The 25,351-nt window shown below is 71.0% G+C and carries 21 protein-coding genes; 12 read left to right on the forward strand and 9 right to left on the reverse strand.

Annotation, left to right across the window (positions count from 1 at the left end):
• Positions 1-49: 49 nt before the first annotated feature.
• The gene (locus tag AB0761_RS01000; RefSeq protein WP_377266907.1) at positions 50-844 is read right to left on the reverse strand and encodes an SDR family NAD(P)-dependent oxidoreductase; all 795 of its coding nucleotides are present in this window, start codon (positions 842-844) and stop codon (positions 50-52) included.
• Positions 845-1,317: 473 nt separating this feature from the next.
• Positions 1,318-2,088 (reverse strand): hypothetical protein, encoded by a 771-nt coding sequence (locus AB0761_RS01005; RefSeq protein ID WP_377266908.1) that lies wholly within the window; start codon positions 2,086-2,088, stop codon positions 1,318-1,320.
• A 164-nt stretch (positions 2,089-2,252) separates the two neighbouring features.
• Between AB0761_RS01005 and AB0761_RS01010 the strand changes: the two genes are divergently transcribed.
• Both AB0761_RS01010 and AB0761_RS01015 read left to right on the forward strand, forming a co-directional pair.
• Entirely contained in the window at positions 2,253-3,551 is a 1,299-nt protein-coding gene (locus AB0761_RS01010) for an MFS transporter (protein ID WP_377266909.1), read from the forward strand.
• Between the two features lie 973 nt (positions 3,552-4,524).
• A complete protein-coding gene (locus AB0761_RS01015; protein WP_377266910.1) occupies positions 4,525-5,802 on the forward strand; it encodes a ricin-type beta-trefoil lectin domain protein in 1,278 nt (425 codons plus the stop codon).
• A gap of 168 nt (positions 5,803-5,970) precedes the next feature.
• On the opposite strand, the gene AB0761_RS01020 is transcribed toward AB0761_RS01015, so the two are convergent.
• Complete coding sequence (locus AB0761_RS01020) at positions 5,971-6,537, reverse strand: HD domain-containing protein (RefSeq protein WP_377273902.1); 567 nt, start codon at positions 6,535-6,537, stop codon at positions 5,971-5,973.
• 334 nt (positions 6,538-6,871) lie between these two features.
• Positions 6,872-7,801: an SMP-30/gluconolactonase/LRE family protein gene (locus AB0761_RS01025; protein WP_377266911.1), complete on the reverse strand. Its 930-nt coding sequence runs from the start codon at positions 7,799-7,801 to the stop codon at positions 6,872-6,874.
• A gap of 91 nt (positions 7,802-7,892) precedes the next feature.
• Here AB0761_RS01025 and AB0761_RS01030 point away from each other — a divergent pair, with 91 nt between their 5' ends.
• Complete coding sequence (locus AB0761_RS01030; RefSeq protein ID WP_377273903.1) at positions 7,893-8,327, forward strand: Lrp/AsnC family transcriptional regulator; 435 nt, start codon at positions 7,893-7,895, stop codon at positions 8,325-8,327.
• Positions 8,328-8,467: 140 nt separating this feature from the next.
• On the opposite strand, the gene AB0761_RS01035 is transcribed toward AB0761_RS01030, so the two are convergent.
• Together AB0761_RS01035 and AB0761_RS01040 are read right to left on the reverse strand one after the other, a co-directional pair.
• A complete protein-coding gene (locus tag AB0761_RS01035) occupies positions 8,468-9,751 on the reverse strand; it encodes an AAA family ATPase (RefSeq protein ID WP_377266912.1) in 1,284 nt (427 codons plus the stop codon).
• Between the two features lie 134 nt (positions 9,752-9,885).
• A complete protein-coding gene (locus AB0761_RS01040; RefSeq protein ID WP_377266913.1) occupies positions 9,886-10,707 on the reverse strand; it encodes an alpha/beta fold hydrolase in 822 nt (273 codons plus the stop codon).
• 417 nt (positions 10,708-11,124) lie between these two features.
• Between AB0761_RS01040 and rph the strand changes: the two genes are divergently transcribed.
• Positions 11,125-13,722 (forward strand): rifamycin-inactivating phosphotransferase, encoded by a 2,598-nt coding sequence (gene rph, locus AB0761_RS01045; RefSeq protein WP_377266914.1) that lies wholly within the window; start codon positions 11,125-11,127, stop codon positions 13,720-13,722.
• Positions 13,723-13,975: 253 nt separating this feature from the next.
• Positions 13,976-14,734, forward strand: a complete 759-nt coding sequence (locus AB0761_RS01050) for a hypothetical protein (protein ID WP_377266915.1) — start codon at positions 13,976-13,978, stop codon at positions 14,732-14,734.
• Positions 14,735-15,465: 731 nt separating this feature from the next.
• Here the strand turns inward: AB0761_RS01050 and AB0761_RS01055 are convergent.
• The gene (locus AB0761_RS01055; protein ID WP_377266916.1) at positions 15,466-15,831 is read right to left on the reverse strand and encodes a DoxX family protein; all 366 of its coding nucleotides are present in this window, start codon (positions 15,829-15,831) and stop codon (positions 15,466-15,468) included.
• Positions 15,832-15,938: 107 nt separating this feature from the next.
• Here AB0761_RS01055 and AB0761_RS01060 point away from each other — a divergent pair, with 107 nt between their 5' ends.
• The 5 genes from AB0761_RS01060 (at position 15,939) to AB0761_RS01080 (ending at position 20,669) form a co-directional block, all read left to right on the forward strand.
• Positions 15,939-16,316, forward strand: coding sequence for a winged helix-turn-helix transcriptional regulator (locus AB0761_RS01060; protein WP_377266917.1), 378 nt, complete (start codon positions 15,939-15,941; stop codon positions 16,314-16,316).
• 852 nt (positions 16,317-17,168) lie between these two features.
• On the forward strand, positions 17,169-17,519 hold the full coding sequence (locus AB0761_RS01065; RefSeq protein WP_377266918.1) for a hypothetical protein: 351 nt from the start codon (positions 17,169-17,171) through the stop codon (positions 17,517-17,519).
• 805 nt (positions 17,520-18,324) lie between these two features.
• The gene (locus AB0761_RS01070; protein ID WP_377266919.1) at positions 18,325-18,738 is read left to right on the forward strand and encodes a peptidase inhibitor family I36 protein; all 414 of its coding nucleotides are present in this window, start codon (positions 18,325-18,327) and stop codon (positions 18,736-18,738) included.
• Positions 18,739-19,102: 364 nt separating this feature from the next.
• On the forward strand, positions 19,103-19,465 hold the full coding sequence (locus AB0761_RS01075) for an STAS domain-containing protein (protein ID WP_377266920.1): 363 nt from the start codon (positions 19,103-19,105) through the stop codon (positions 19,463-19,465).
• Between the two features lie 202 nt (positions 19,466-19,667).
• A complete protein-coding gene (locus AB0761_RS01080; RefSeq protein ID WP_377266921.1) occupies positions 19,668-20,669 on the forward strand; it encodes a Rieske 2Fe-2S domain-containing protein in 1,002 nt (333 codons plus the stop codon).
• Positions 20,670-21,151: 482 nt separating this feature from the next.
• Here the strand turns inward: AB0761_RS01080 and AB0761_RS01085 are convergent, their stop codons facing one another.
• Positions 21,152-22,465 carry an MFS transporter gene (locus AB0761_RS01085; RefSeq protein ID WP_377266922.1) on the reverse strand — a complete coding sequence of 438 codons (1,314 nt, stop codon included), beginning with the start codon at positions 22,463-22,465 and terminating at the stop codon, positions 21,152-21,154.
• Positions 22,466-22,603: 138 nt separating this feature from the next.
• On the opposite strand from AB0761_RS01085, the gene AB0761_RS01090 reads away from it, so the two are divergent.
• Together AB0761_RS01090 and AB0761_RS01095 are read left to right on the forward strand one after the other, a co-directional pair.
• The gene (locus tag AB0761_RS01090) at positions 22,604-23,776 is read left to right on the forward strand and encodes an ROK family protein (protein WP_377266923.1); all 1,173 of its coding nucleotides are present in this window, start codon (positions 22,604-22,606) and stop codon (positions 23,774-23,776) included.
• A 117-nt stretch (positions 23,777-23,893) separates the two neighbouring features.
• Positions 23,894-24,364: a GNAT family N-acetyltransferase gene (locus tag AB0761_RS01095; protein ID WP_377266924.1), complete on the forward strand. Its 471-nt coding sequence runs from the start codon at positions 23,894-23,896 to the stop codon at positions 24,362-24,364.
• Between the two features lie 121 nt (positions 24,365-24,485).
• Here the strand turns inward: AB0761_RS01095 and AB0761_RS01100 are convergent, their stop codons facing one another.
• Entirely contained in the window at positions 24,486-25,256 is a 771-nt protein-coding gene (locus tag AB0761_RS01100; protein ID WP_377266925.1) for a class I SAM-dependent methyltransferase, read from the reverse strand.
• Positions 25,257-25,351: the final 95 nt, after the last annotated feature.

Below are 25,351 nucleotides of genomic sequence, written 5' to 3' on the forward strand. Positions count from 1 at the left end.
TACCGCCCGGTGCTCGCTGACGGGGCGCGCTCCGGGCGGGGCCGGGAGCTCACAGCGTCTTGACCTGGCCGCCGTCGATGGTGAACTCGGCTCCCGTGATGTTGCCGGCGAGCGGGGAGGCGAGGAAGAGAGCCAGATCGGCGACTTCGTGGGCTTCGGTGACCCGGCCGGTGGAGATGCCCATGCTCTGCGGCACCACGGTGTCCATGGCTTCCTGCGCGCTGGTGCCGGACTGGGCGGCCGTGGAATGGGCGAAGCCACCCGGGTCGGTCCAGAAGGGAGTGCGGACCGGTCCCGGGGCGATCGCATTGACCCGGAGGCCTCGCGATGCGAACTCTTCGGACAGTGACTTGGTCAGGCTGGCCAGCCCGGCCTTGGCCGCGGAGTAGTCCACGATCCTGGGGAACGGCAGGCGCGCGTTGATGGAGCTGATGTTGACGATGGATCCGCCGTCCGCTTCCAGCAGGTGGGGAATCGCCGCGCGGCTGGCCCGGACCGCGCTGAACAGGGTCAGGTTGAAGATCCGCTGCCACTCGGCGTCGTCGATGTCCAGAAAGCTCGTACGGGACGTGGCGGCACCCAGATTGTTCACCAGGATGTCGACCCTGGCGTGCTGGTCCATCGCGACCCGGACGAGGGTGTCCGGGCCGTCCGCGGTGGACAGGTCGACCGGGATCGCGGTGACACCGTACTGCTGGTGGAGCGCTTCAAGTTCGGGAGTGACGCTCCGGCTGCCGGCGATCACATGTACGCCTTCACGGGCGAACGCATCGGCGATGGCGAGGCCGATGCCCTTGCTCGCTCCGGTGACGAGGGCAACTTTGTCCTTGAGCTGGAGGTCCATGCCGGTCCTTTCCCTGGGCGGTCACACCATGGATCGAGGCTAGGCGGAACCGGCGTCGCCGGCTCGGCCGAGCGGCCGGTGCCACCGCGCGGCACTCCCCCGTCCGCCGTCCCGGCGTGCACCTCCCGCCACCTCAAGTGCCCCACCGCCCACTGAGGCGCGCCGTCGCCGGGCCCTGCCCGGTCGCCTGCGTCGGAGGTCAGCAGAGGTCGGCACCGGGTAGCCCATGCCGGTGAACTGCGCCTCCAGGGTCGGGCGCCGGAGAGCCCTGCTCGTGGAACCCGTGCGGCAACAGACTCGGGCGCTGCATACCGCGGTCCGGGTGGCGGGTCCCGGGTCCGGGTCGGCGTCCTGGGCGGCGGGGAGGCAGGCGGCCTGGCCCGCACGATCCGCCTGGAGTCTCGACGGCCGGGGAATCCAGCCGTCGGCAGGCGGAGGCCCGGAACCCTGGTGCCGCGCGGCAGGGGAACCGTTCAGCGGATGCTCTGCTGCTGACCTGCCAGCGACAACTGATGGAGCGTCCAACCGCGCTCCTGCGGATCGAGCGGGCGAGTGGCCGCTCGGAAGATCTCCGCAGCACGGCGGTACGAGAGTCGGCCGCGGCTGGTGGTGAACAACGGCCCGTCGACGCGGCCGAGCACCAGCAGGGGAAGCAGCCTGGCCGTCCCCTCGCCCCAGTGCAGGGACGGGTGATCGCGCCGGCGCGTGCATCGGCGGGGCAGATTGAGGTTGTCGATGTCGAGGGCGAGTATGCGCTCGATCGGCGCTCCGGTCTCGTACAGCAGATGCCAGAAGGTCTGCTCACGCAGCGGGGCGGGCAGGTCCAGGACGCCCTGGGCCTGGCGGGCGCTGATCCGGGGGTTGCCGCCTGACGGCCCTGGTGCCGGGCGGGGGCGCAGTGCGGTCGTGGGATCGCCGGTCAGCCAGCCCTGTGCCCGCCACCAGGCGACCGCGCCGACGAGGACGGACAGCTCCCGGTTGGCCGTACGGGCGCCGATGACTGCGCACCGTGTGTCGAACGCCTTGCGGAGCCGGATCGCAGCGAGGGGGTCGTCCAGCAGGGCCAGCGGGAGGACGGGCGGCGCTGCGTTGCGGCGGCCCTCGCCCAGCGGTGGGGGGCGGTCCGCCAGTGCCCAGGCCCAGGTCGTGAGGGCGATCCGGTAGATCCGACGGGAGCCGCCCGCCAGCGTGGCGGCGGCCAGGAACCGGTCCACGGCGACGGCGTACTCCACAGGCTGACTCACGCGCCCGCCTTCCATCAGCGCTCACCCGACACTTTGACCCCCCAGTTTCCGCAGTAAATGAGCTGCGGATCGCGCTTCAGTCCATCATAGGTTGACTTGACCTGGCTCAAGTTTTTGCGCCGAGCTTCTGGCGTGTCCCCGTTGGCGCCTTGCATCCTGCGGCCATGACCGTTGCCCGGCGACTCTCCGTGATGGGTGAGCGCGACTTCCGCCGTTTCTTCCTCGGCTACAGCACCTCGATGCTGGGCTCCGCGATGGCTTCGATCGCGCTGGCCTTCGCGATCCTGGAGACCGGCGGCGGGGGCACCGAGCTGGGTTGGGTGCTGGCGGCCCGGACCCTGCCGTTGGTGCTCATGCTGCTTGTCGGCGGAGTGATCGGCGACCGTGTGGGGAGCCGCCGGTCCATGCTGGCCGCCGACGGTGTCCGCTTTCTCACCCAGCTCGGCCTTGTCGCGGTCCTGGTCGGCGGCAGGCCGAATGTGTGGGCCCTGGTCGGTCTTGTCGCCCTCTGGGGCGTTGCGGAGGCACTGTTCACCCCGGCCCTGGGCGCCCTGCTGCCGCACATCGTGCGGCCGGACGCGCTGTCCGACGCCAACGCCCTGCTCGGGATCACGCGTTCGGCGACCGCCATCGCCGGGCCGGTCCTCGCCGGCCTGTTGACCGCCGCGGTGAACGCGTCCTCGGTGATCGCGCTGGATGCTGCCAGCTATGCGGTGAGCTTGGTCGTGCTGCTGCTGTTGCCCCGCACACCACCGTCGACCGGGGCAGCCTCCTCGTTCTTCGCGCAACTCGGCGACGGCTGGGCGGAGTTCAGATCCCGCACCTGGTTGTGGGCCACCACGGTCCAGGGCTGTCTCTTCAATCTCCTGGTCTGGGGGCCGTTCCTGGTCCTCGGCCCGGTCGTCGCCGAGCGCCGGCTCGGCGGGGCGAGCGCGTGGGGCCTGGTCATGGCCCTGCAGGGGTGCGGCGCGGTGGCGGGGGGCCTGGCCATGCTCGGCCGTCGGCCGCGCCGGCCGCTTTTGGTGGCCATGGTGGCCGCCTTCGGCTGGTCCCTGCCGTCCGCTGCCCTCGCCGCTGACGGCTCGCTGCCGTGGGTCTGCGGCGCCGCACTGGCCGCCGGGGTCGGATCGGCGGTCTGCGGCACTCTCCATGCGACCGCAGTGCAGCGTGGGGTACCGCCGGACATGCTCGCGCGCGTCAACGCCTACACCACCTTCGGGGCCTTCGCGCTCGGTCCCGTCGGGTTGGCCGCCGCCGGGCCGATCTCGGTGCTCGTCGGCACCACGGGGGTGCTGGGCTTCGGCGCGGTGTGGCAGATCACGGCGGTCGCGGCCGTCCTCGCCCTTCCCTCGATACGCGCCGTGCTCCCCGCGTCATCCCCTGAGGCACCGCAGAATCCGCCGGAGAATCCACCCGGCGGGCGGCGGCACGGCCCCGGCGAACGCGCGCCCTCGGCGCCGTAGAACGGGCGAGGCCGGCCGAAGGCGCCGCGTCAGCGGGCTGACGACGCCCATGGCGCCCCACGGATCGGGGCGGCAGGGCCCGCCGCGGGGACGTGGCCCGGAGCGCGACGGCGGGCCGGGCCGGCCCGGAGCGCGACGGCGGCCCTGTGCACACTCACCGCAATCGACGGCCTCGACGAGGCGGCGGCTGCGCTGCCGGTCCCTTGGTGACCGTCGTACGCAGGCGGACGGCGGCCGGATCTCTCCGGTGGCTCTTCGCTCGAACGGCCACCCGGCTCCGTGGTGCTGACGATGCGTCGGCAGGTCGCGGCTCTCCCCCGGCGTCAAACGCTCGCGCTGCAAAAAAGAGAGCGCTCTCACCTCATTGACGAGTGGTCATGACAAGTCGATAGTTGCTCCTGCATCCGACATCTGTCCGGTCCGAGCCGGAGCGTTTCGGCCCTGCGCCGCGCCACCCCCTGCCCAGAAACCGGACCACCGCATGATCTCGCGACGCATGCTCCACACGCCATGCCCATCTTCGCTCCGGCGACCCGAGCTCGGACTACGGGAACGTCCACCGGTGCACCGTCCCTTTCGGCACACCCGGACATGGACCGGCCCGCAGCGGCCCCTGCCCCAGCCGACGCAGGTGACGTCCACCGGAGTGGACCGCCCCCGAGACACAGCAGCAGCCCATGCCGCCGAGTCCTCCGCCCTGCCGCAGTCGTCTCCCACCGTGCAGCCCCGCCACCCGCACGGCCGGGGGCCCCCTCTCCCTCCGGCCCAGCAGCGTGAACCCTCATGAAACCCCCCGTCGCCGCCACCGCCCCCTCGCGGAGCGGCAGCGGGAGCTCGGCACGCCCGGCCGCCACTGACCGGAAGTGGCAGCCCATGGATCCCCTGGGAGCCGTACATGACTTCTCGCACCAGCCAACCGCGAGCGCCGCACAGGCTGCGCTCACTCTTCCGACGCTGTCGCCAGGTCGGAGCGTTGACGGCGGCCGCCGTGTTCGCCGTCTTCGTGTTCCTCCCGGCGCCCGCCAACGCGGTGACGGTCCCGGCGCCGCCCTCCGGGTGGACGACGGTCTTCAGTGACGACTTCGCGGGGTCGGGGGGCACCGCCCCCAACTCGTCGAAGTGGACCTACGACACCGGGCCGGGCTCCAACTTCGGCACCGGTGAGATCGAGACCATGACCAACTCGACCAGCAACGTCTCCCTCGACGGCAGCGGTCATTTGAAGATCACCGCGCTGGGGAGCGGCAGCAACTGGACGTCCGGGCGCATCCACACGCCCACTGCCGCCGTCGGCGCCCCTGCCGGAGGCAAGCTGCAGGTCACCGCGTCCATCATGCAGCCGAACCCGGGCAGCGGCCTGGGTTACTGGCCGGCCTTCTGGATGCTGGGCCAGGGACAGTGGCCGGAGAACGGCGAGATCGACATCATGGAGGACGTCAACGCGCTCTCCCAGGTCGCCGGCACCATCCACTGCGGCACCTACCCGGGCGGGGTGTGCAACGAGGGCAACGGCATCGGCAGCGGGCTGCGGGCCTGCTCCGGCTGCCAGACCGGCTACCACACGTACTCGATGATCCTCGACCGGACCAACACCTCGGCCGAGTCCATCACCTGGTACCTCGACGGCAACCAGTACTTCAGCGTGAACGAGAGCCAGGTCGGAGCCGCCACCTGGCAGCAGGCCTTCGATCACAACCTGATGATCATCTTTGACCTGGCCATCGGCGGCGGGTTCCCCAACGGCGTGTGCGGCTGCACCACGCCCACCGCCGCGACCACCTCGGGCGCGAGCATGAGCGTGGGGTACGTCGCGGCGTACACCACCACCGGTGGGGGCAGCGGAGGCGGCGGGGGCGGCACCGGGACGGGTGGCGCGATCACCGGGTACGGCGGCCTGTGCCTGGACGACCGCTCGTCCGACGCCACCAACTACAACCCGATCCAGATCTACACCTGCAACGGCACCGACGCGCAGAAGTGGACGTTCGTCCAGGCCGGCACGACCCTCCACGTGCTCGGCAAGTGCCTGGACATCAACGCGGGCGGTACCGCCAACGGCACCTTGGTCGACCTCTACGACTGCAACAACACCGCCGCCCAGGTGTGGATCCCGCAGTCCGACGGGTCGCTCTACAACCCGCAGTCCAACAAGTGCCTGGACGATCCCGGCTGGTCCACCACAGCGGGCACCCAGGTGCAGATCTGGGACTGCACGGGCGGAGCCAACCAGAAGTGGACCCTGCCCTCCTGACCGGGTCGGCGGTCCGGGCCACTGCGGACCACCGTAACCAGTAGGCCCGGACGGGCCCGCACGGGGGACTTCCCCGTGCGGGCCCGTCCGGCCGACCAGAGGTGGGCCGCGGACCGGTGCATCCTGCACTGCCGGATGGACGGCGGTTCGGAGCGACGCCGGGGGGCCTCAGCGGTGCACCGGGAAGGATGCCTGGAACGCCAGGCGCTGGTCGGCCCCGTCGCCGATGCGGGCGAGAACCTCGTCGAGCGCGCTGAACTCCTCCCATGCAGCCCGGCCGCTCGCCTCGGCCAGCCGGGCCACGACGAGGTCCTCCAGGTCGGTCACGCGCTTGTTCTTCCAGATCTTGTCGGCAAGGCTGACCATCAGGTCCTCAAAGCCGATGTGCGGTTCCGTCCATGACGCATGGGTCGCGGCGAAGCGCGCCAGTTGCAGGCTGAAGCCCCGGTCGAGGAGCAGCGTCCGGCCCGCCTCCTCGTGGGCCGACCCGGGCCCGGAGAGCTCGGCGGGGTGCACAGTCTTCCCCACATCGTGCGTCGCCGCCCCGAAGAGCACCGCTTCACGGTCGAAGTCCACAGCGGGCCGGCGCTGTTCCACCCAGCCGACCAGCTGATGCGCGACGTCATGGACTGCTCGCAGGTGAGCCGCCAGCCGCGGCGGACTTCCGAGTTCCAACAGAAGCTCTGCGATGCGATCCGGCAGAGGGAGCAGGCGCGGGCTGACGGTGCCGTTCATGGCTCTCGACAAGAGGGGGTTGGTCGTCACCGCGTCAGGCTACTGACGGCCGGCTCCCCTGTCCGCAGGGAGAACCCCCATCCCCACAGCCGTGATCCCGCATGCGTCGGACTTGCGACCTGCACTCACCGCGCCACATGTGGGGCCAGAGCTGCCTCCGGTCACTGCACCTTCGAGGTCAACGGCGGGTCGGCACCACCCGCGCTCGCCAGGGAGGTCGGGGCGGTGAGGGTGCGCCCACCGCCCCCTGGACGACGATCCAGCACCACCTGACCGCGCCTGCCCCGGAGTCAGGCCAGGAATCGGGCCCGGAATCGGGCCCGGCGCCTGGAGGTCAGGCCTCGCCCCGGCGCACCCGAGGGGTTCCGGTCACCGCCATGACCAGGGAGTACACCGAGGTCCCCGCGGTGATGAAGAGACGATTGTTCTTGGGCCCGCCGAAGGTGAGGTTGGAGACGGTCTCAGGGATGAGCAGTCGCCCGATCAGCGTGCCGTCCGGGTCGTAGCAGTGCACGCCGTCGTCGAGGGCCGCCGCCCACAGCCGCCCTCCGTCGTCGAAGCGGATGTTGTCGAAGCTGCTCTCCCGGGCCTCCGCGAAGACCTTGCCGTCCGAGAGGGTGCCGTCCTCGTGCACGTCGAAGACGCGGATGTGCCTCGCCCTGCTGTCCGACACGAACAGCTGCCGCTCGTCGAGCGAGAAGACGAGCCCGTTGGGACCGGTGAAACCGTCCGCGACGAGTCGCACCTCACCGCTGCCCGGATCGATGCGGTACACGTTGCAGGCGCCGATCTCGCTGTCGGCGCGGTGGCCCTCGTAGTCGCTGGTGATGCCGAAGTCCGGGTCGGAGAACCAGACGGAGCCGTCGGAGCGCACCACGGCGTCGTTCGGCGAGTTGAGCCTCATGCCCTGGTAGCGGTCGGCCAGGACGGTCACCGAGCCGTCGTGCTCGGTGCGGGTGACCCGGCGGTTGCCCTGCTCGCAGCTGATCAGACGGCCTTCGCGGTCCAGCGTGTTGCCGTTGCTGTGGCCAGCAGGGGAACGGAAGACTCCGACCGTGCCCGTGGACTCGTCCCAGCGCAGCATCCGGTCGTTGGGGATGTCGCTCCAGATCAGCTGACGCCAGGCCGGCAGGTAGACCGGGCCCTCCGCCCACCGGCAGTCGCCGTGGAGCTTCTCCAGCCGGAGGTCACCGTTGGCGCACTTCCCGGTACGGAAGCGCTCATCCAGGATCTGGTACAGACCGTACTTGATGTCGCCAGACACAATCCACCCCTTGATGCCCATAACTGAATGCTGTTCGGTGCGACACGATTATGACCGAAGACGATATGGTTCCACCATGGCATCGGAGAACCTGGACGAGATCGATCGCGCGCTGGTCGCGCTGCTGCAGCAGGACGCCGGACAGGCGTATGCGGCCCTTGGCAAGGCGATCGGGCTGTCTGCGGGTGCGACCCACGAGCGGGTCCGCAAGCTGCGCGAGCGCGGGGTCATCCGGCGCACCACCGTCGACGTCGACCCGAGGGCGCTCGGGCTCGGCGTACTCGCCTTTGTGATGGTCGAGTCCTCGGCCTGGATGGGCGACTCTGCCGAGGCCTTCGCCGCCATCTCGGAGATCGAGGAGGCCCACATCATCGCGGGCAGCGCCTCGGTCCTGGTGAAGGTGCGCACTGCCGGCACCGAGCAGCTGCAGGACGTGCTGCGGCGGTTGTACGCGATCGAGGGCGTGAGCGGCACGCAGGCCACAGTCACCCTGGAGACCTTCTTCGAGCGTCCACCCGCGCTGTAGGGCCGCTGCCGCTCTGGGCAGGGTCGGACGGCAGGCGGGGTCGGTGCCATGAGCTGCGGCCACCACCCCGTCATCCGCTGTCCGCACGACAGCCGCGGGGTTGCCTGCGTCCCCGGGCCGCTCCATGAGCGGCCCGATCGTCACGTCCCTTCGGAGGAGCGGTGGCTCGGCCAGGCAGCGGTGATCGCGGCCGCCGACTCCTCGGCCGTGCGGTCGTCCGTGGCGATGCAGAGGTGGCCGAGCGCGGCCCGGTCCAGGGCCTCGGCTGTCGCGGCCGCCTCTTCGGCGGTGCGGAGCAGGTCGGCGACGGGCCGGCCCTTCAGCGGGTCGCCAGGAGCGGCCCAGCTGCCGCCCTGGCCACGGGAATTGATCCGTTCCAGCAGGGTGGTGCGACTCGCACGCAGGCGGCACAGCGTGACGGAGACAAGCGGCAGCGCGGCGGTGTACAGCAGAGCGGTCGCCTCGTCATCGACCTGGCCGGTGACGATGAGAGCGCGAGCGCCGGCCGCACGGTAGGCGTGCCACAGGGCGGCCAAGTTGCTTGCCTTGAGCCTGTGGTGGGCGGGGTCGTCGGGCGGGGCGGGGCGGAGGAAGGCGAGTTGGTCGAGATCCAGGTAGGCGGCACGGACGGAGTTGTCGACGCGCTGGTAGACCTGCCAGCCGATGGTCGACTTGCCGACCCCGGTGGGGCCGCACAGCCACAGCACCGGCAGGCCGGGCGCAGAGGCCCCCGACTCGGGCGGTCGTGAGGCCGCGCCGCCCGGGCTCGGCCGCCTGGGGAGCAGCGGTCGCGCAGACCAGGCCTCTGCTCCCGGCTCTGCTCGGGCGGGGATGTCCTCGCGCCCCGTGGAACGCCCGGCCGCAGCCTGGGCTGTCTCGCCGTCCCCAGCCGATCGCCCCGGGACCGGCCAGTCGCCGATGCGCTCGGCCATCTGTTGGAGGACCTCGGACACGGCGAGGCCGGTCGTGTCGATGCACACGTCGCCGACGCCGCTCGCGTCCAGGACGTCTGCCTCGTCGAGGGTCTCCTGAACCATATGCGGCGGCATTCCGCGCCCTGTGAACCTCCGCGCCAGCTCCTCCCGGTCGGCGCGGAGCCGGCACACCGTCACGTCGGTGCCGGGCAGTTCGTGCACGTACACGCCCTGCACCGGATCGACGACTCCCGACACCACCACACACCGGGCGCCCCGCTCACGGAAGTTCGCCAGCACCGCGGCCAAGTTCTGCGTCTTCATCCGGTGCCGGTCCGGGTCCTCGGGAGGTCCTGGAAGGAAAACGCCCAGCTGGTCGATGTCGACGTAGCCGACAGGGAACCCCGATGCGGTGAGGCGGGAGAAGAACTCCCAGCCCGCCGTCGTCTTGCCGACGCCTGCCGGCCCGCAGAGCCAGAGGACCGGGAGCGGATCGGATGCTTGCGGCATGACGGGATTGTCGCGGGCACCTGGGAGGTACGTCGACTCGATTAGCGCCCAGCCGCACCCTGCCGAGTTACTCACCGGGGCCTCCCATCGCGGTTTCACCCCGGGCGCGCTACCCGGCTTCGCCCGGGAGACGCCTACTCCGCTGTCGGCCCGGACTCACCCTCGCAGCCTGAAGCACCTCTCACCCAGGACGAACTGCACCTGGCCAGGAAAGCGCGGACGGTATCGGCGAACTCGGCGGGCGCATCGCGGTGCACGACGTGCCCGGCGGGAAGCTCGACCAGTTCCGCCTGGCCGGCCCGGCGGGTCACCATGGCACGGGCGTGGTCGGCGGCCAGTTCGTCGCTGCGCCTTCCCCGCACGAGCAGGGTGGGGCACCCCACCTTCATCCAGTCGTCCCAGTGGTCACCGTTGAGCGCCTTCTGCGACCACACCGTGTGCTCCAGGTCGAACGAGTAGCCCCAGCCGTCCCCGGACCGCCGTACGGAGCACTCCAGATACGGTGCGGTGGCGCCGAGCGCCGTGATCAGAGCCTGGCGGGACGGCGCACCGCGGGGAAGCCGCTCGGTGAATGACCAGTCGCTGTTCACCACCGCGCCGATGTCCTCAACGATCAGGGCGGTGACCTGGCCCGGGTGCCTTGCGGCGTACTGGTAGGCGTTGACGCCGCCCAGTGAGTGGCCCACAACCGCCACCGAACCGATGCCCAGATGGCGCTGGAACGCCGCGATGTCAGCGACGTAGTCGTCCCGTTCGTAACTCGGGGCCCGGTCGGACTCACCGTGCCCGCGCTGATCGAGCGCGATCACCCGCCACTGCGGCGCCAATGCCTCGGCCAGCGGCACAAAAGCCGAGGCTTCGTTGTAGTGCCCATGGAAGGCGAGCAGGGGAAGACCAGGACCACCGAAGTCCAGATACGACAGCCGCCGCCCACCCACCACGAAGAACTCACGCATGCCGTGCATGGTAGGCGTCCACACCGACACCGGCGTACGGCAGCCGATACGAGCCCGCGCCCGGCACCGGCCGCCCCTCCGAACGAGCCGCGCCCAAAGCAGAGGCAAGGAGAGATCTCTCCTTGCCACTCTCAACGTATAACGCACCGGGGGGCTTGCGGCAAGGCCCGGGTCACGGCGCAGAATCATCGGCCGATGCCACAACCTGCGGAAATGAGGGCACGACGTGCGTGAGCTGTTGTCGACGTACGGGGGATGCGGTGACGCCGAACCCGACTGGGCGGCGCGGCCGGCCGGCTCGTCGAAGGGAGGGCACCCAGGGATGAGGATGTGCTCGACAGGAGGATCGACAGAGTTTGGGGCGTCGCAGATGGGTGATCGAGCGCACGGCCTCACGACTGTCTCGGAGGTGTCGCAGTGATCGAGCAGTACGTGTGGGATCTTCACCGGATTGACCAGACGCAGATCGCGGTCGTCGGCGGCAAGGGTGCGCACCTGGGCGGTCTGTCGCGGATCGAAGGCATCCGGGTGCCGGCCGGCTTCTGCGTGACGACGGACGCCTTCCGGCGGATCATGGCGGAGGCGCCGTCGATCAACGATCGGCTGGATCAGCTGTCGCACCTGAACCCGGACGACCGGGAGGCGATCCGCACGCTCAGCGCGGAGATCCGCCGGACCATCGAGGGGATCGCCATCCCGGGCGATCTCGCAGCGGCGATCACCGGCGCGCTCGCCCGGCTCGGCGAGCACACCGCCTGCGCCGTGCGGTCCAGCGCGACGGCCGAGGACCTGCCGACGGCCTCCTTCGCCGGCCAGCAGGACACCTACCTGAACGTCGTGGGGCCGGCGGCGATCCTCCAGCACATCAGCCGGTGCTGGGCCTCGCTCTTCACCGAGCGGGCCGTGACCTACCGCCAGCGGAACGGCATCGACCACCGTACGGTCCACATGGCCGTGGTCGTGCAGCAGATGGTCTTCCCGGACGCGGCCGGCATCCTGTTCACGGCCGACCCCGTCACGGGCAACCGGAAGGTCGCCACCGTGGACGCCGGCTTCGGACTCGGCGAGGCACTGGTCTCCGGCCTGGTGAACCCGGACGTCTTCACGGTGCGACACGGCGAGGTCGTCGCCAAGGCGATCGCCTCCAAACAGCTGGCCGTTCACGCCCTGCCAGCCGGTGGTACGCAGGAAGTGGCGATCGACTCGCAGCGGCAGGAGCAGCCGGCGCTGACGGATGCGCAGGTCGTACGGCTCGTGCAGCTCGGGCGGCGGATCGAAGCGCACTTCGGCCGCCCGCAGGACATCGAATGGTGCCTGGTCGACGACGACTTCCGGATCGTTCAGAGCCGGCCGATCACGACGCTGTTCCCCGTCCCCGAGACCGACGACCGGGAGAACCACGTCTACGTCTCCGTCGGCCATCAGCAGATGATGACCGACCCCCTGAAGCCCCTGGGGCTCTCCGTGTGGCAGCTGACGGCCATGGCACCGATGCACACGGCCGGCGGGAGGCTGTTCGTCGACGTCACCCGGCGCCTGGCCTCGCCCGCGAGCCGCGCCGGCCTCCTGGAGGTCATGGGGAGAGGCGATCCGCTGGTCAGGGATGCTCTGGAGACCGTCCTCGACCGCGACGGCTTCGTCCCCTCGCTCCCGGACGCGGGTCCCGGCGGGCCGCCGGCCGGCGGTGCGTCCGCCCCGGTCGAGGCCGATCCGGCCATCGTCACCGAGCTGATCGAGCGCAGCCGGCGGTCCATCGCCGCCCTGGAGCGCGACATCCGTACGAAGTCCGGACCGCAGCTGTTCGACTTCCTGCTGGAGGCCTTCGAGGAGCACAAGCGAGTCCTCGGTGATCCGCTGAACTTTCAGGCGATCATGGCGGGGATGGAGGCCACCTGGTGGCTCAACGACAAGCTGCAGGAGTGGCTGGGCGAGAAGAACGCGGCTGACACGCTGACGCTGTCCGCCCCCGACAACGTCACGTCGGAGATGGGGCTGGCGCTTCTCGACGTCGCGGACGTGGTCCGCGCGCAGCCGGAGGTGGTGGCGTTCCTGCAGGGCGTCGAGGACGAGGGGTTCCTGGAGGAGTTGCCGAAGATCCCGGGCGGGACCGAGGCGCGCGACGCCATCGAGGCCTACCTCGACCGGTACGGCATGCGCTGCGTCGGCGAGATCGACATCACCAGGCCACGGTGGCGCGAGCGCCCCACCACGGTCGTTCCCGTGCTCCTCGACAACGTCAGGAACTTCGAGCCGGGCGCCGCCGAGCGACGCTTCGAGCAAGGGCGGCGGAAGGCGCAGGCGAAGGAAGAGGAGGTGCTGTCGCGCTTGCGGGCCCTGCCGGACGGGGACCGGAGGGCCGACGAGACCAAGCGGATGATCGACCAGGTCAGAGCCTTCGTCGGGTACCGGGAGTACCCGAAGTACGGCATTGTCAGCCGCTACTTCGTCTACAAGCAGGCCCTGCTGGAGGAGGCCGAGCGCCTGGTGCAGGCCGATGTGCTTCCGGAGAAGGAGGACATCTTCTACCTCACCTTCCAGGAGCTCCACGACGTCGTACGCTCGCGCCGGGCGGATGACCGGCTCATCCGGCAGCGCAAGGACGCGTTCCGGTCGTACCACGCGCTCACACCGCCCCGGGTGCTCACATCCGACGGCGAGGCCCTCGCCGGGGCGTACCGGCGCGACGACGTGCCGGCCGGCGCCCTGACCGGCCTCCCGGTCTCCGCCGGGACCGTCGAGGGGAGGGCCCGCGTCATCCTTGACATCGCGGAGGCCGATCTCGAAGCGGGCGACATCCTGGTCACGACCTTCACGGACCCCAGCTGGTCGCCGCTGTTCGTCGGAATCGCGGGCCTGGTGACGGAGGTGGGCGGCCTGATGACCCATGGCGCGGTGATCGCCCGGGAGTACGGCTTGCCCGCCGTCGTGGGCGTGGGGCGGGCCACCCGGCTGATCCGGGACGGGCAGCGGATCCGTGTGCACGGAACCGACGGGTATGTCGAGATCCTGCCTTGACCGCCCGCGCCGGGAGGCCCCGCGCGTAGCGTCCGACCGAGCAACGCCGGGCAGTTGATGACCACCCCACGACCGCTGCCCGCAAGGCGCCCGCACAGACACGACCCGTAACCGTTCGTCACCTGGGAAGTGCCTCTGCCGCTACCACGTACAGGACCCACGGCACGTCCTGTCGTTGCAGCTCAGAGGCACTTCCTGCGTTCCCGGCCAACCACCGGTGCCCCTGGTGGCAGCGCAGGGCTAGGCTGCGCCGATGACGCGTACTCCAGGCTCCGATGCGCTGCTGGGGCGGCTGTTGGCTCATCGCCGGTTCGGCCTCGGCCTGCTCTCCCAGCAGTGCGAGGTCGAGGAGTCGGAGCTTCGGGAGGTGTGCAGGGGTGCGGTGCCCGACCCCGCGCTGCTGCGGCGGATCGCGCTCCTGCTGGACCTGCCGGCCGCCGACCTGTTCGTGATCGCCGGCGTGCCGGTGCCGGAGGATCTGATGCCCTTGGATGCGACAGCCGGGGGCCTGGTGGTTGCTCTCACGAGGCATGTCGTGCTCCTGCCCCCTGACGGTAGAAGTCGGTTGCGCCAGTACGTTCGGACATTGCCGCAGGAGCGTCGCACCGTCCCCGTTGGCGCGCTGCGCAGCTTCGAGCGGTACCCGACAGGCTTTGGCGGCGTGCTCCTTCGCATGCTCGCCAACCGGAACCTGGGCTGGACGCACTCGGCTCAGGTCTTCTCCGTACTGACCGGCCTGTATGTCAGTGCGGCCACGATCGGCGCAGTGGGACGCGGGCGGGTGAAGGTGACCCACGACCTGCTGCGCGACTTCGCGGTCGTCCTGGGGTTCCCCGTCGGCGACCTGGCCGCCATGGCCGGCCCGGTCGCCGAGGTCGGCGGGCTGCCTGCCCGGCTGCCGCTCCAGTACACGGCTGGTCCGGACATGGCCGGGCTGATCAGGGAGCTGAGCCGCCTCACAGCCGACCAGATCCGGCGGGTCGGCACCGCGGCAGGGGTGGAGTTGCGGTGATCGACGGCCGAACCGGGGCCGGATCACCGCCGTACCGCGGGCCCGGCACCGGCACCGTTCCTGGCAGCAGCCGACGTCTCGGACTCGACAACTCACAGCCTTGGGATGCAGCGGTCATCTGACGGCCGACAGGAATCTAAGCCATCCCCCTGCCGCCGACGGACCGAACCGCTCCGCCGCCCCCAGCGGCCACGAGGGGACGAACCCTCCACCTCAGGGCCGTCTCCCGCCGGCGATCGGCTCGGTGCAGCGCCCCCGCGCACGGCGCGGCCCGCACGCGGGACCCGCAACCGCACCCCCGCGCCCGGACGGGAGGAGCTCAGGACGCCGTGGGCCGGATGAGGCGCTCGTCGGGGATGACGGCGACTCCAAGGATCTCGCTCCTGGCCTCGGGCTGCCACAGTTCCGTGGTGCCGATGCCGGCCATCGCGGGACAGACCGGCCCGGCGAGCTCGCGCCAGACCGCCCCGATCTCCCTGCCGTGCGCCTGGTAGTCGGAGATGTCGGTCAGGAAGATCGTGATGCTGACGAGGTCCTGCGGGATGCCTCCCGCCTCCGCGGGCGTGCACCGGTTCGAGTGCTCACCGGGAACCGGACGATGCTGCCGCTGCCTGCGTCGGCGCAGGCAACGGCAACGGCAACGGCAACGGCAACGGCAACGGCAACGGCAACGGCAACATACCCATGGCGGTCGGGCGTCCCTCCGGCCGCCCGGGTCGCATGCAGGGCGGTCAGCGCCAGGTCGTCCCCAGCCAGACGGCCACGGCAGCAAGCACCAGCAGGGCGATGTTCAGTCCGATCTGCCGGGTCTCACCCCGCGAGACATGCACCGCGATGCCCCCGACCTGGATCAGGACGAGGCCGCTGGCCGCGGCTATGGCGAGCCAGGCCGCGACCCCGGTCAGCGGCGGCAGGATCAGGCCCGCCGCGCCGAGGAGTTCCAACGTTCCGATGACCCTGACCAGCGGCATGGGGACACGGTCGACCCATCCCATCATGGGTTGGAGCTGCTCCTGGCTCTGCAGGACCTTCTTGCCTCCGGCGTAGAGGTAGAACACCGCCAGCAACGCGGCGACGATCCAGTAGGCGACGTCCACAGTGCCCCCATGTGCACATAGTTACCAGTGAAAGTTGCCCCATCATGGGTCACTGTCCGGAGGCCTGCAAAAGGCACACGCATGTGCGTTGGGTACAGGGAGTTGTCATGTCGCGGTATGAGCACACATGCATGATCCGGGGAGACGGCGGGCAGACGATCCGCGCAGTGCTCGACCGGATCTGCGACAAGTGGACACTGCTGATCGTGGCGACCCTCGACCAGGGACGCCTGCGCTTCAGCGAGCTGCACCGGCAGATACCCGGGATCTCGCAGCGGATGCTGACACTGACACTCCGGAACCTGGAACGCGACGGCCTGGTGTCGCGGACTGCGTTTGCGGAGGTCCCGCCCCGAGTCGAGTACGCACTCACGCCCACCGGGCGGAGCCTGATCCCGCCGGCGCTCGCGCTCGCCGGCTGGGCGATCGAGCACATCGCGGAGATCGAGGCCAGCAGGGCGGCCTACGGCGACCGGAACGGATGATCGCGGCGCCCGGGACATGCCCCGGTCCGCAACGGCGGGGGCTGGGTCGGCATGCGACGCTTCCGTCGCACGGGCCGCGGTCCCCTCGGCTCGGGCGCGGCCTGACGGGCCGCAGCTCCCGATCGGGTCGTGAGCTGCCCGGAACGGACGTCCGTGCCACCTCGTCCCGCGACTTGACGGGCAGTCCCCCTCGCATCGACTGCGCACCGCGTGCTCGCGCAATGGTGATCCTTCGGGGACACCGGTCACGACGGCCGCAGCGGCAAGGTCCGTGATCCCCTCACCGCCGATGAGTTGGGCGTGGGGCAGCCGGTGCGATCGGCCGGTCTGCACAGCCTCAGCTCTCCGGCCGAGGGGTGACCCGTCTTCTCCCCATGGCCGCTGCGCCAGGTCGTCCGCGTACTTGGGTGTGCTCGCCGGACGCTGCATCGATGTGCGCCGCGGCCTGCACCTCGATCAGATCCAGCAGGATCCGCTGAGCCGAGGAACCGATCAACTCGTCCGCTCCACCTGGTGAAATCGCCCAACTGTCGTGGGAGTTGTGGCGCGGTGCGCATGACGGACCATCGGTTTCATCGGAGCGGGAGGTCACCGACATGTCCCTCGCCGAGCCCGTTGCAGACCGGAGCCCGTATGGCGACCGCGGTCGGAACTGCCCCCGTATACAGGCGCGAAGACGAACACTGCTTGACGTAACTCCTGCACCAACTGCCCCTTCAGTCCCTCCGGTGGCACACGCACCACCTTCCGTGCAGACTGAGTCACGCAGGTTCGACCCGCCGTCCGGTGACGCGGAACAGGTCCGTTTCACCGGACCGGAAGACTCCACGAGACCACATCACGGAGGACCCGATGAACCGCACGTCCACCTCCCGCTGGGCCAAGCTTCCTGTAGTTGCCGGTGCCGCTGTGCTGCTCGCTGTGAGCGCCCCCGTCACGGCCTGGGCCGCCAACGGCCCCGTGCAAGTCACGGTCATGCCGGAGGGCAAGCACATCACCGTGAACAACCCGGCGGACGGCCACTGCTACACGGTCAGCGAGGTGTTGCCCGGCTCCACGGGCTACTTCCGGGCGCTGGCCAACAGCACCGACAAGAGCTTCTACGTGTACGGCGACAGCGCGTGCGGCTCCGAGGCCCACACGCCGATCCCGGCCGGTGGAACCCTCATCGGCCTGGACTTCCGTTCGTTCAAGCTCGGCTGAGTCTCAGCGCTCGCTGAGCACCCCGGCCGCCGCCACTGGGTTCCGACCCGGTGGCGGCGGTCGGCCGTTCCACGAGCGGCGGGAGTTGCCCTGCGCCCGGCAATCACGGCGTGGCAGGGCACACCGGGCGGCCGACCCTGTCGCCCTCGCCGGCCTGCGGACGCATCTCGCCCAGACCACGCGACATCACGGGCAACCAGCAATCGCCGAGTCCGTGCCGCGTCACTGGCGTACCGTCAATCGACCTGCCGGGTGGGCACAGCGGTGCCGCATTCGAGGGAGGCCAGCCGGCCGAAACACGGACGGGCCTCATGACGCCTACGCCGCCCCGCAACAGATGCTGGTCGAACGCCGAGGTCCTGCCCAGGTCGACCGACCAGGCAGCCTCCAACCATCGGCCGCCCGCAGTGACGAGACGTCAACTCCGCTGGGGGACCGTTGCCTCCGCCTGTGCCCGGCCACCGTCGATCCACCGCGTGTGTCCGTCGCGGAATCCCACCGTAGGCAGGCCCGACCGATTGGCTGCCGGGCCCCACCTCCACTCCCCCACGCCGGTTCGAGAGCGCCGTTCGCTCACGCCACTGCCATCGCGCGGACCCGGCAGGGACTTCACCAGGCCCTGCTGCCTGTACCGACCAGCTGACCTCCACCCCTGCCCCCATTCGGGCGCGGTCGAGTTGCGGCCGGTGAGCGGCTACGTAGCGTGGATGCCAGCGACTGCCGCCGCGTACGGCCCCGGTCGCCCCTCTTCCCGCCGCTACGTCCCCAGCCTCCGGCCGATGCCGAGGCGGACAGGGAGACCGGCATGTATCCCAAGAAGACCGCAACTCTCGCCGTCACACTCGCGATCGCCGCAGGGATGGCGTCGGCCGCTCCGGCCCAGGCCGTCGGCAGCGGCCCCAAGTCCCCCGCGGGATGCGCCTCGGACCTCCTGTGCGCCTACGCCAAGGCCGGATACACCGGCGCGGTCTCCACGTTCGCGTTCCACCACAGCGCAACCCGCTCGGAGCCCGCACTCGTCAGCGCGAAATCGCTGTACAACAACGTGCCCCTCGGCACGGACGAAGAAGGCCGCCCGGGCGGCTGGTGCTGGAAGATCTACAACGGGGTGAACTTCACCGGCCGCACCATGACGATCAGGCCGAACACGGGCGTCACCACGATTCCCAAGTCGTTCGGTGCCATCAGGTCCGACCACACCCAGTGGTGCACGAAGTAACGCGCACTGATCCGACTTCTGCATCTCCGGGTGAGCCGTCATGACTTGACTGCTGGCTCCATCGGCTCGCTCACGCTCCGTCAGGAGAGGTCGCCAAGACAGCACCCTCGCCGCCCGGGTTCCCGGTTGGCCGACCTGCGGGCGGTGTTCTGCACCTTGGTTCGAGGGCGAATTGCCCACGACAGTCCGCCACGTGATCGTTGATTGCGGCACCGGCGTCGCCGCTGCTCAGCCCAGCTCTTCCTACGCATGACGGCTGCTGCAAGCGCGCGCCCCGGTGCCGTTAGTGGTGGGCCGCAGGGTGTAGCGGGGGCGCGGACGGGGAGGCGAAACCCGGAGAGACGGACAAGTGGGGAGGTGAGGCATGGCCGTGCCCGATGTCGATGTGAGCAGTCGCCTGCGCGTGGACGGCATCGCGGTGGTGACCGTGGTGGGCGATCTGGATCTGGACACATGCGCCGTGCTTGAGGCGTGTCTGACGCGGTTGGTGTGGTCCCGGAGTCCGAAGGTCGCACTTGACCTGGACGGGGTGAGTTACCTGGACTGCAGCACGGTCCGCCTCCTCATCGGGGCGCACACCCAGGCAGGGCAGGCGGGCGGATGGGTGCGTCTGGCAAGGGCACGGACGATCGTCCTGCGGCTGTTCGAGGTGACAAACACGACGAGGACCCTTGCTCTGTACGACACCGTCGACAGCGCCGTCAAAGACACCTCCACCACAAACTGAACCCGAACGGTGCCCACTCCGCGCCGCACCCCCGGAGCGCCCTCAGCCGCGGCGTGATCCTTCGGAACATGACGTGTCCCGTGATCCCGCCCAGCGGCGTCCGGTTCCGCTGCCGCCTCACCACGGGCCTCACCCCCGGAGGGGCGCAGTCCCCGGTCGCCCCGGCCTGTTTACCGCGCGGATCGGCGGAAACCCGACCCCTATGCGACTTCCACAGCTCATCCACGCGACGCTGCCCGGGATCGTCTCCGGACCCGGCAGACACGAGCGCGCCACTCCGGACGGCAATCCGGCCGTCCGCGCCGAGCGGCTGCTGGCCGCGGTCGACTCACTGGAGCGTGTCGCAGGCCTGGACGCCGTGGCACGGCCGCTCCAGCGTGCGGTACGGTCGCTGCCGCTCGGCCGGGGCCGTGACGCGCTGCGCGGCGTCTGGCTCGGACACCCGCTCCACCCCGCTCTGGTGCAGCTGCCGATCGGCTCCTGGACGTCCGCCGCCGTGCTCGACCTGCTGCCCGGCGAGCGACGGGCAGCAGGCCTGCTGGTCGCCCTGGGCCTGGCCGGCGCGGTACCCGCGGCGCTGGCGGGGTGGGTCGACTGGGCCGAGCAGCACGAACAGCAGCTGCGGGTCGGCGTGGTGCACGCCGCTGCGAACGCCGCCGGTGTGCTCCTCTACTCCGGATCGCTTGCGGCGCGACTCAACGGTCGGCCGGGTCTGGGCCGCGCGCTGGGGTTCGCGGGGCTCGGCGCAGTGACCGCGGGCGGAATCCTGGGCGGCCACCTCGCCTTCCGGCAGGCGGCCGGGGCCAACCACGCCGAGAACGTCCCCCACCTCGTCGCCCCCGGCTGGCATGTGCTCGGCATGCTCGACGACTTTCCGCCGGACACGGCGGTGCGGCGGCTCGTGGGTGAGATCCCCGTGGTGGTCGTACGCGAGGGCGAGAAGGTCCATGTGCTGGCCGACCGCTGCAGCCACCTGTCCGGTCCGCTGTCCCAGGGCCGGACAGCCGAGGGCTGCATCGAGTGCCCCTGGCACGGCAGTGTCTTCCGGCTCTCCGACGGAGCCCCTATGCACGGCCCGGCCACCGCACCGCAACCCCGCTTCGAAAGCCGGATCACCGCTCCCGGCCGACTGGAGGTGCGCCTCCCCGCAGGCACCTCCGCCCCCGCCCACCGGCCCGGCTGGGCCTCGAGCACTGCGGGCTGAACCGAGGTACCCCGCGGACGGCGCGCTCGGGCGGAGACAGTGGGTGGTCCGTCGCACATCCGCGAGCAGCGATTCATCCCGGTCCCGCGAGAACGTCGCCGGCTCGCCTGCCGTTCTCGGCAACCCCGGTGCGGGACGTGGTCCCCTGCCGAAGAACAGTCCTGCCCTTTATCCTGCCCGGACTTCTCAGCGGCGGCGTCTCTCCGGAGGAACGGGCGCGTCGGCCGTCCACAGGGACACGCGGGACCTCGCCGACGGCCTCGCCGCGGATCCAGGGAATGCTCCCCGCCCATACGCCCCGGTGAGTCCGTCGCAGGCGTGAACCCGGCGGCGGGCAAGCCGCGACCAGCATGAAGCCCGGTCCAGCTGGCCTGCTCCACCAGCCACGGGCTGATATGACCCGAGCCGCGGCCCCGGTCGAAGGGGGAAGTCGCGGAGAGCCGCGACAGCCGACCGTCCCCAGGCGCGCTGACGGACCCGGATCACCTGGGTGCCGGGGCGTCCGCAGGCTCGCCCTGTGGGGCATCGCCCGCGCGGCCGCTCGACATGGTTGCCGCAAGCCCGCGCCGCGAGCCGACGGCAACGGCCAGGAGGAGCAGACCGGTGCAGGCGAACGCGACGCGGGCGCCGGCGGCGCCCGCAAGGGCCCCGATGGCCAGGGAGGTGATCGGACTTGCCCCCGGCAGTGCCATGGTCCATGCGCCCATGACCCGGCCGCGCAGTTCCGGTGCAGCCTGAAGCTGTACGAAGGTGTTGGCGCGCGCGACCATCCAGATGGAGGTGAACCCCACGGCAGCCATGCCGAGGTAGAGCAGAACGGGGTCCGGGGCGTAGGCCGTGGCGGCCGTGCACACGCCCGTGGCCCCTGCGAGCAGAGCCACCTGACGACCCGTCGGCTCGCCGCCGCGTGCTGCGATCAGAGCTCCTGGCAGCGCTCCGATGCCGAAGACGCACACCAGCGCAGCATAGCCGCCTCCGCCGAGGTGGAAGACGCGGTCCGCCAGCAGCGGGAACAGCAGGCCGGAGTTGAAGAGGATCCCGCAGGCCGCGGCGATCAGCAGGCAGGAGCGGATCGCCGGAACGGACCACGCGTAGTGCAGTCCGGCGCGCGCCGCGCCGCGCCGGTCGGCCGGTGCAGTGCGGCGTTCGTGGACGGCGGGCGCCGCCGCAGGACGCTGGAGGAGCAGCACGGCGAGCGGCACGAGGAAGGAGATCGCGTTGACCAGCACGCAGGCACCTGCTCCGAGCGTCACGAGTACCGCGCCGCCGAGCGCCGGCCCGAGCACCCGGGAGGTGTTGAGGATCACCTCGTAGAGGCTGACGGCGCCGGCCAGCTGTCGCCGTCCGACGAGGTCGAGCACATAGACCTGCCGTGCGGGTCCGTCGAGTGCGTTGACCAGTCCGCTGCCCGCGGAGAGCACCAGGATCGACCAGTAGGCCACGGCGTGCGCGGCGATCAGCACATACAGCACAAGACCCAGGACCGTCAGCACAGTCTGCGTCCCGATCAGCACCAGGCGCCGGTCCAGCCGGTCCACCACGGCACCGCACCAGGCGCCGAGGAGCAGGCTCGGCAGCATGGTCACCGCGGAGAGCACGCCGAGGGCCACGGCGCTGCCGGTCAGCTGCAGTACCAGCCAGGAGGTGGCCACTGCCTGGGTCATCCCGCCGGAGGCCGAGGTGATCTGGCTCAGGAACCACCACCGGAAGGACCGGACCGACAGCGCGGCGAACGGCGAGCCGGCGCGGGGCCGGACCGGCGAGCTGTCGGCGGTTGCAGTGCCCGGACCGGACATCTATTCTCCTGAAATCATGGAAATGTGAGCCGCGAGCCCGGCCTGGTGCGCAGCATATACAGGCAGAATCCGCTGCACAGCAGGGATTTGAGGCTCGGCCATTTATCGCGAAATAAGGGAAAGTCAGAGGGGCAGGTCATGGACGCGACGCAGCGGGTGCGCAGCGCGGTCGAGACGAGCGACGGAACCACCCGGGCCGACCTCGCCACCGAGCTCGGCCTTCCCCTGGGCACGGTGACCACAGCCGTCGCCGGTCTGCTGCGGTCCGGCGTCCTGACCGAGCAGCCCGCGCCCCCCACCGGACCCCGGAGCGGTCGGCCCGCGATGCTCCTGATCCCGGCCGGGCCGTCGCGCACCGTCGGTGCGGTCGTCTGGGCCCACGGCCGCCTCCGGACCGCGGTCGCGACGTACGGCGGCACGGTCCTCGCCCGCGGCGACATGGCGGTCACCGGCGACGGGTCGAGTCCTGACGTGCTCGAACCCGCCTGGCGTTTCCTGGACGAGGCAGGGCTCGGGCCGCTGGACCGGGTCGTCCTCGGCGTCCCCGCCCCGTTCCAGCGCGGCGTCGGCCTGCCGCCGGGTCGGCTGCCGGTGCCCGGGCCCTCCTCCCCCGGCTGCGAGGGCGCCTCCGCGCGCCGCTCCGGGTTCGCCCCCTGGCTGCACCCGGACCCCGCCGCCGCGCTGGCCCAACGGCTCGGCGTGCCGGTCGTCATCGAGAACGACGCGAACCTCGGCGCACTCGGCGAGGCCCACTCAGGTGTCGGGCTGGGGCGCAGCTGCCAGATATTCCTGAAACTCGGCGAACGGAGCGTCGGCGCCGGCCTGGTGCTCGACGGCGCGCTGCACCGGGGCGCCTCCGGCTTCGCCGGCGAGATCGCCCACATCCACGCGGACGACGACGGGCCGCTCTGCGCCTGCGGAGCCCGCGGCTGCCTGTCGTCCCGGGCCCGCCGCCCCCTGGTCGAACTCATGGAGGAGGCCTACGACAGGCCGCTGACATTCACGGAGGTGCTGCGCCTCGCGGACGCCGACGAACCGGCCCCCGCCCGAGTGCTGCGCGAGGTCGGACGCACCCTCGGCCGCCCGCTCGCCGATCTGTGCACCTTCCTCGACCCCGACCTGCTCATCCTCGACGGCGCACTGGGCGGCGCGGGCCGGCATGTGCTGTCCGGCCTGGCCGAACAGATCGAGCGCTGCTGCGCCCCGGCCGTCGCCGCCTCCCTCTCGGTGGTGCAGGGCACACTCGGCTCCGACGCGGAGATCCTCGGCGCCATCCGCCTCGCCCGCACCGAGGCCCTGGCGTCAGACTGAGGCCGGCGGTGACAACGGCACGGGCTCGCACTGCCCGGTCCGGCCGGCGGTGTCGCCGCCCGCCGGTGGCAGGCGGCGCCGGGAAAACCACTTGATCCACTGGCTTACTGTTCCCGCATGACGACTACCCTCCGACTGGCAAAGGTCACTGCCGCCAACTTCGATGCCGCGATCGGCCTGAGGGTGCGCCCCGACCAGGAGCACCTGGTTGCGCCGGTGGTGAAGTCCCTCGCCGAGGCGTATGTGTGGCCCGACACGGCTTGGCCCCGCATCATCCTCGACGGCGACCGGCCGGTCGGATTCCTGATGGCCTTCCTCGACATCGACTTCGCGGGCGACGGCAGGGGCATGGACATCCGCTCGGGCCTGTGGCGGCTCAACATCGCGGCCGGCGAACAGGGCCGCGGCTACGGCCGCTTCGCGGTCGAGTCCGTGGCCGCTGAGATCCGCCGCCGCGGCGGCACCCGTATGACCACCACCTGGCACCCGGGCGAGGGCGGCCCCGAGGGCTTTTACCTGGGGCTCGGGTTCCGGCCGACCGGGGAGATGAGCGGGGATCAGAAGGTCGGGGAGCTGGAGTTGGGCTGAGCGGATCCGCCTGACGGCGCGGTCCACCTGGCCGCGAGGTGTCCGGAGGCGGCAGCGGCGAGGGGGCGGGGTCCTGAGGTCCGGACCCCACCCCCTCGTCGCTGCCGGGAGCGCGGACGCCTCAAGGTCGGCGACGAGCCCGATAGCACTGCGTGATGTACGGCATCTCGATCCGGTCCCGGGCCGGCATTGCGGGATGGCGCGCGGCCAGCGCCCGGACCTCGGCGAGCAGGTCCGACCGCTGGGTGTCGGGCATCGTGATGACATAACTGCGTGAGGCCACAAGGTCGATGAGGTCTCCCACGCCGATCTCGTGGCGCCACTCCACGGCGTACGTCTCGAGCTCTCCGAAGAGTTCGGGCCGCTCGGTGACGGCGGCAGCGCCGACGCCCTCGGTGGGGGGCGCTCCGTCCGGATGCAGAAGCCGGCCGAGCTCCGCCGCCCAGGCGTCCCGCTCGTCCCGTACGCTCCACAGCAGTCCGAGCGTCCCGCCAGGCGCGAGGACACGTGCGACCTCGGGGACCGCCTGCCGGGTGTCCACCCAGTGCCATGCCTGGGCCACCAGGACGGCGTCCACGCTGTCCTCCGGCATGGGAATGGATTCTGCTGCTCCCGCAAGGACCCGGGCCTGCGGGACGGCCGCGGCCAGCTGCTCACGCATGCCGGGTGACGGCTCCACCGCGGTGACCTGCAGACCTCTCGCCGTCAGCAGACGCGTCAGCTTTCCGGTGCCTGCCCCGAGGTCCAGCACTCGCGGGCCCGCGTCGGCCAGCAGCCAGGTGACCGCTTCCCCGGGGTAGAGCGGACGCCCCCGCTCATATGCGTCAGCCGCGCCGCCGAAGGACCCTGCCTGCCTCGCCCGCTCGCGCAGGTGTGCATCCCCGCTCGTCATGGGCGCCACCATAGCCAGCCGTGCGGCCTCCTTGCGGACCGGCCGACGGGAGGGCGGGCGCCTCCCCATCGGCTCGCGGCCGTCGCGTGGTCCGG

It is taken from the genome of Peterkaempfera podocarpi (assembly GCF_042466665.1).
Taxonomy (GTDB): domain Bacteria; phylum Actinomycetota; class Actinomycetes; order Streptomycetales; family Streptomycetaceae; genus Peterkaempfera; species Peterkaempfera podocarpi.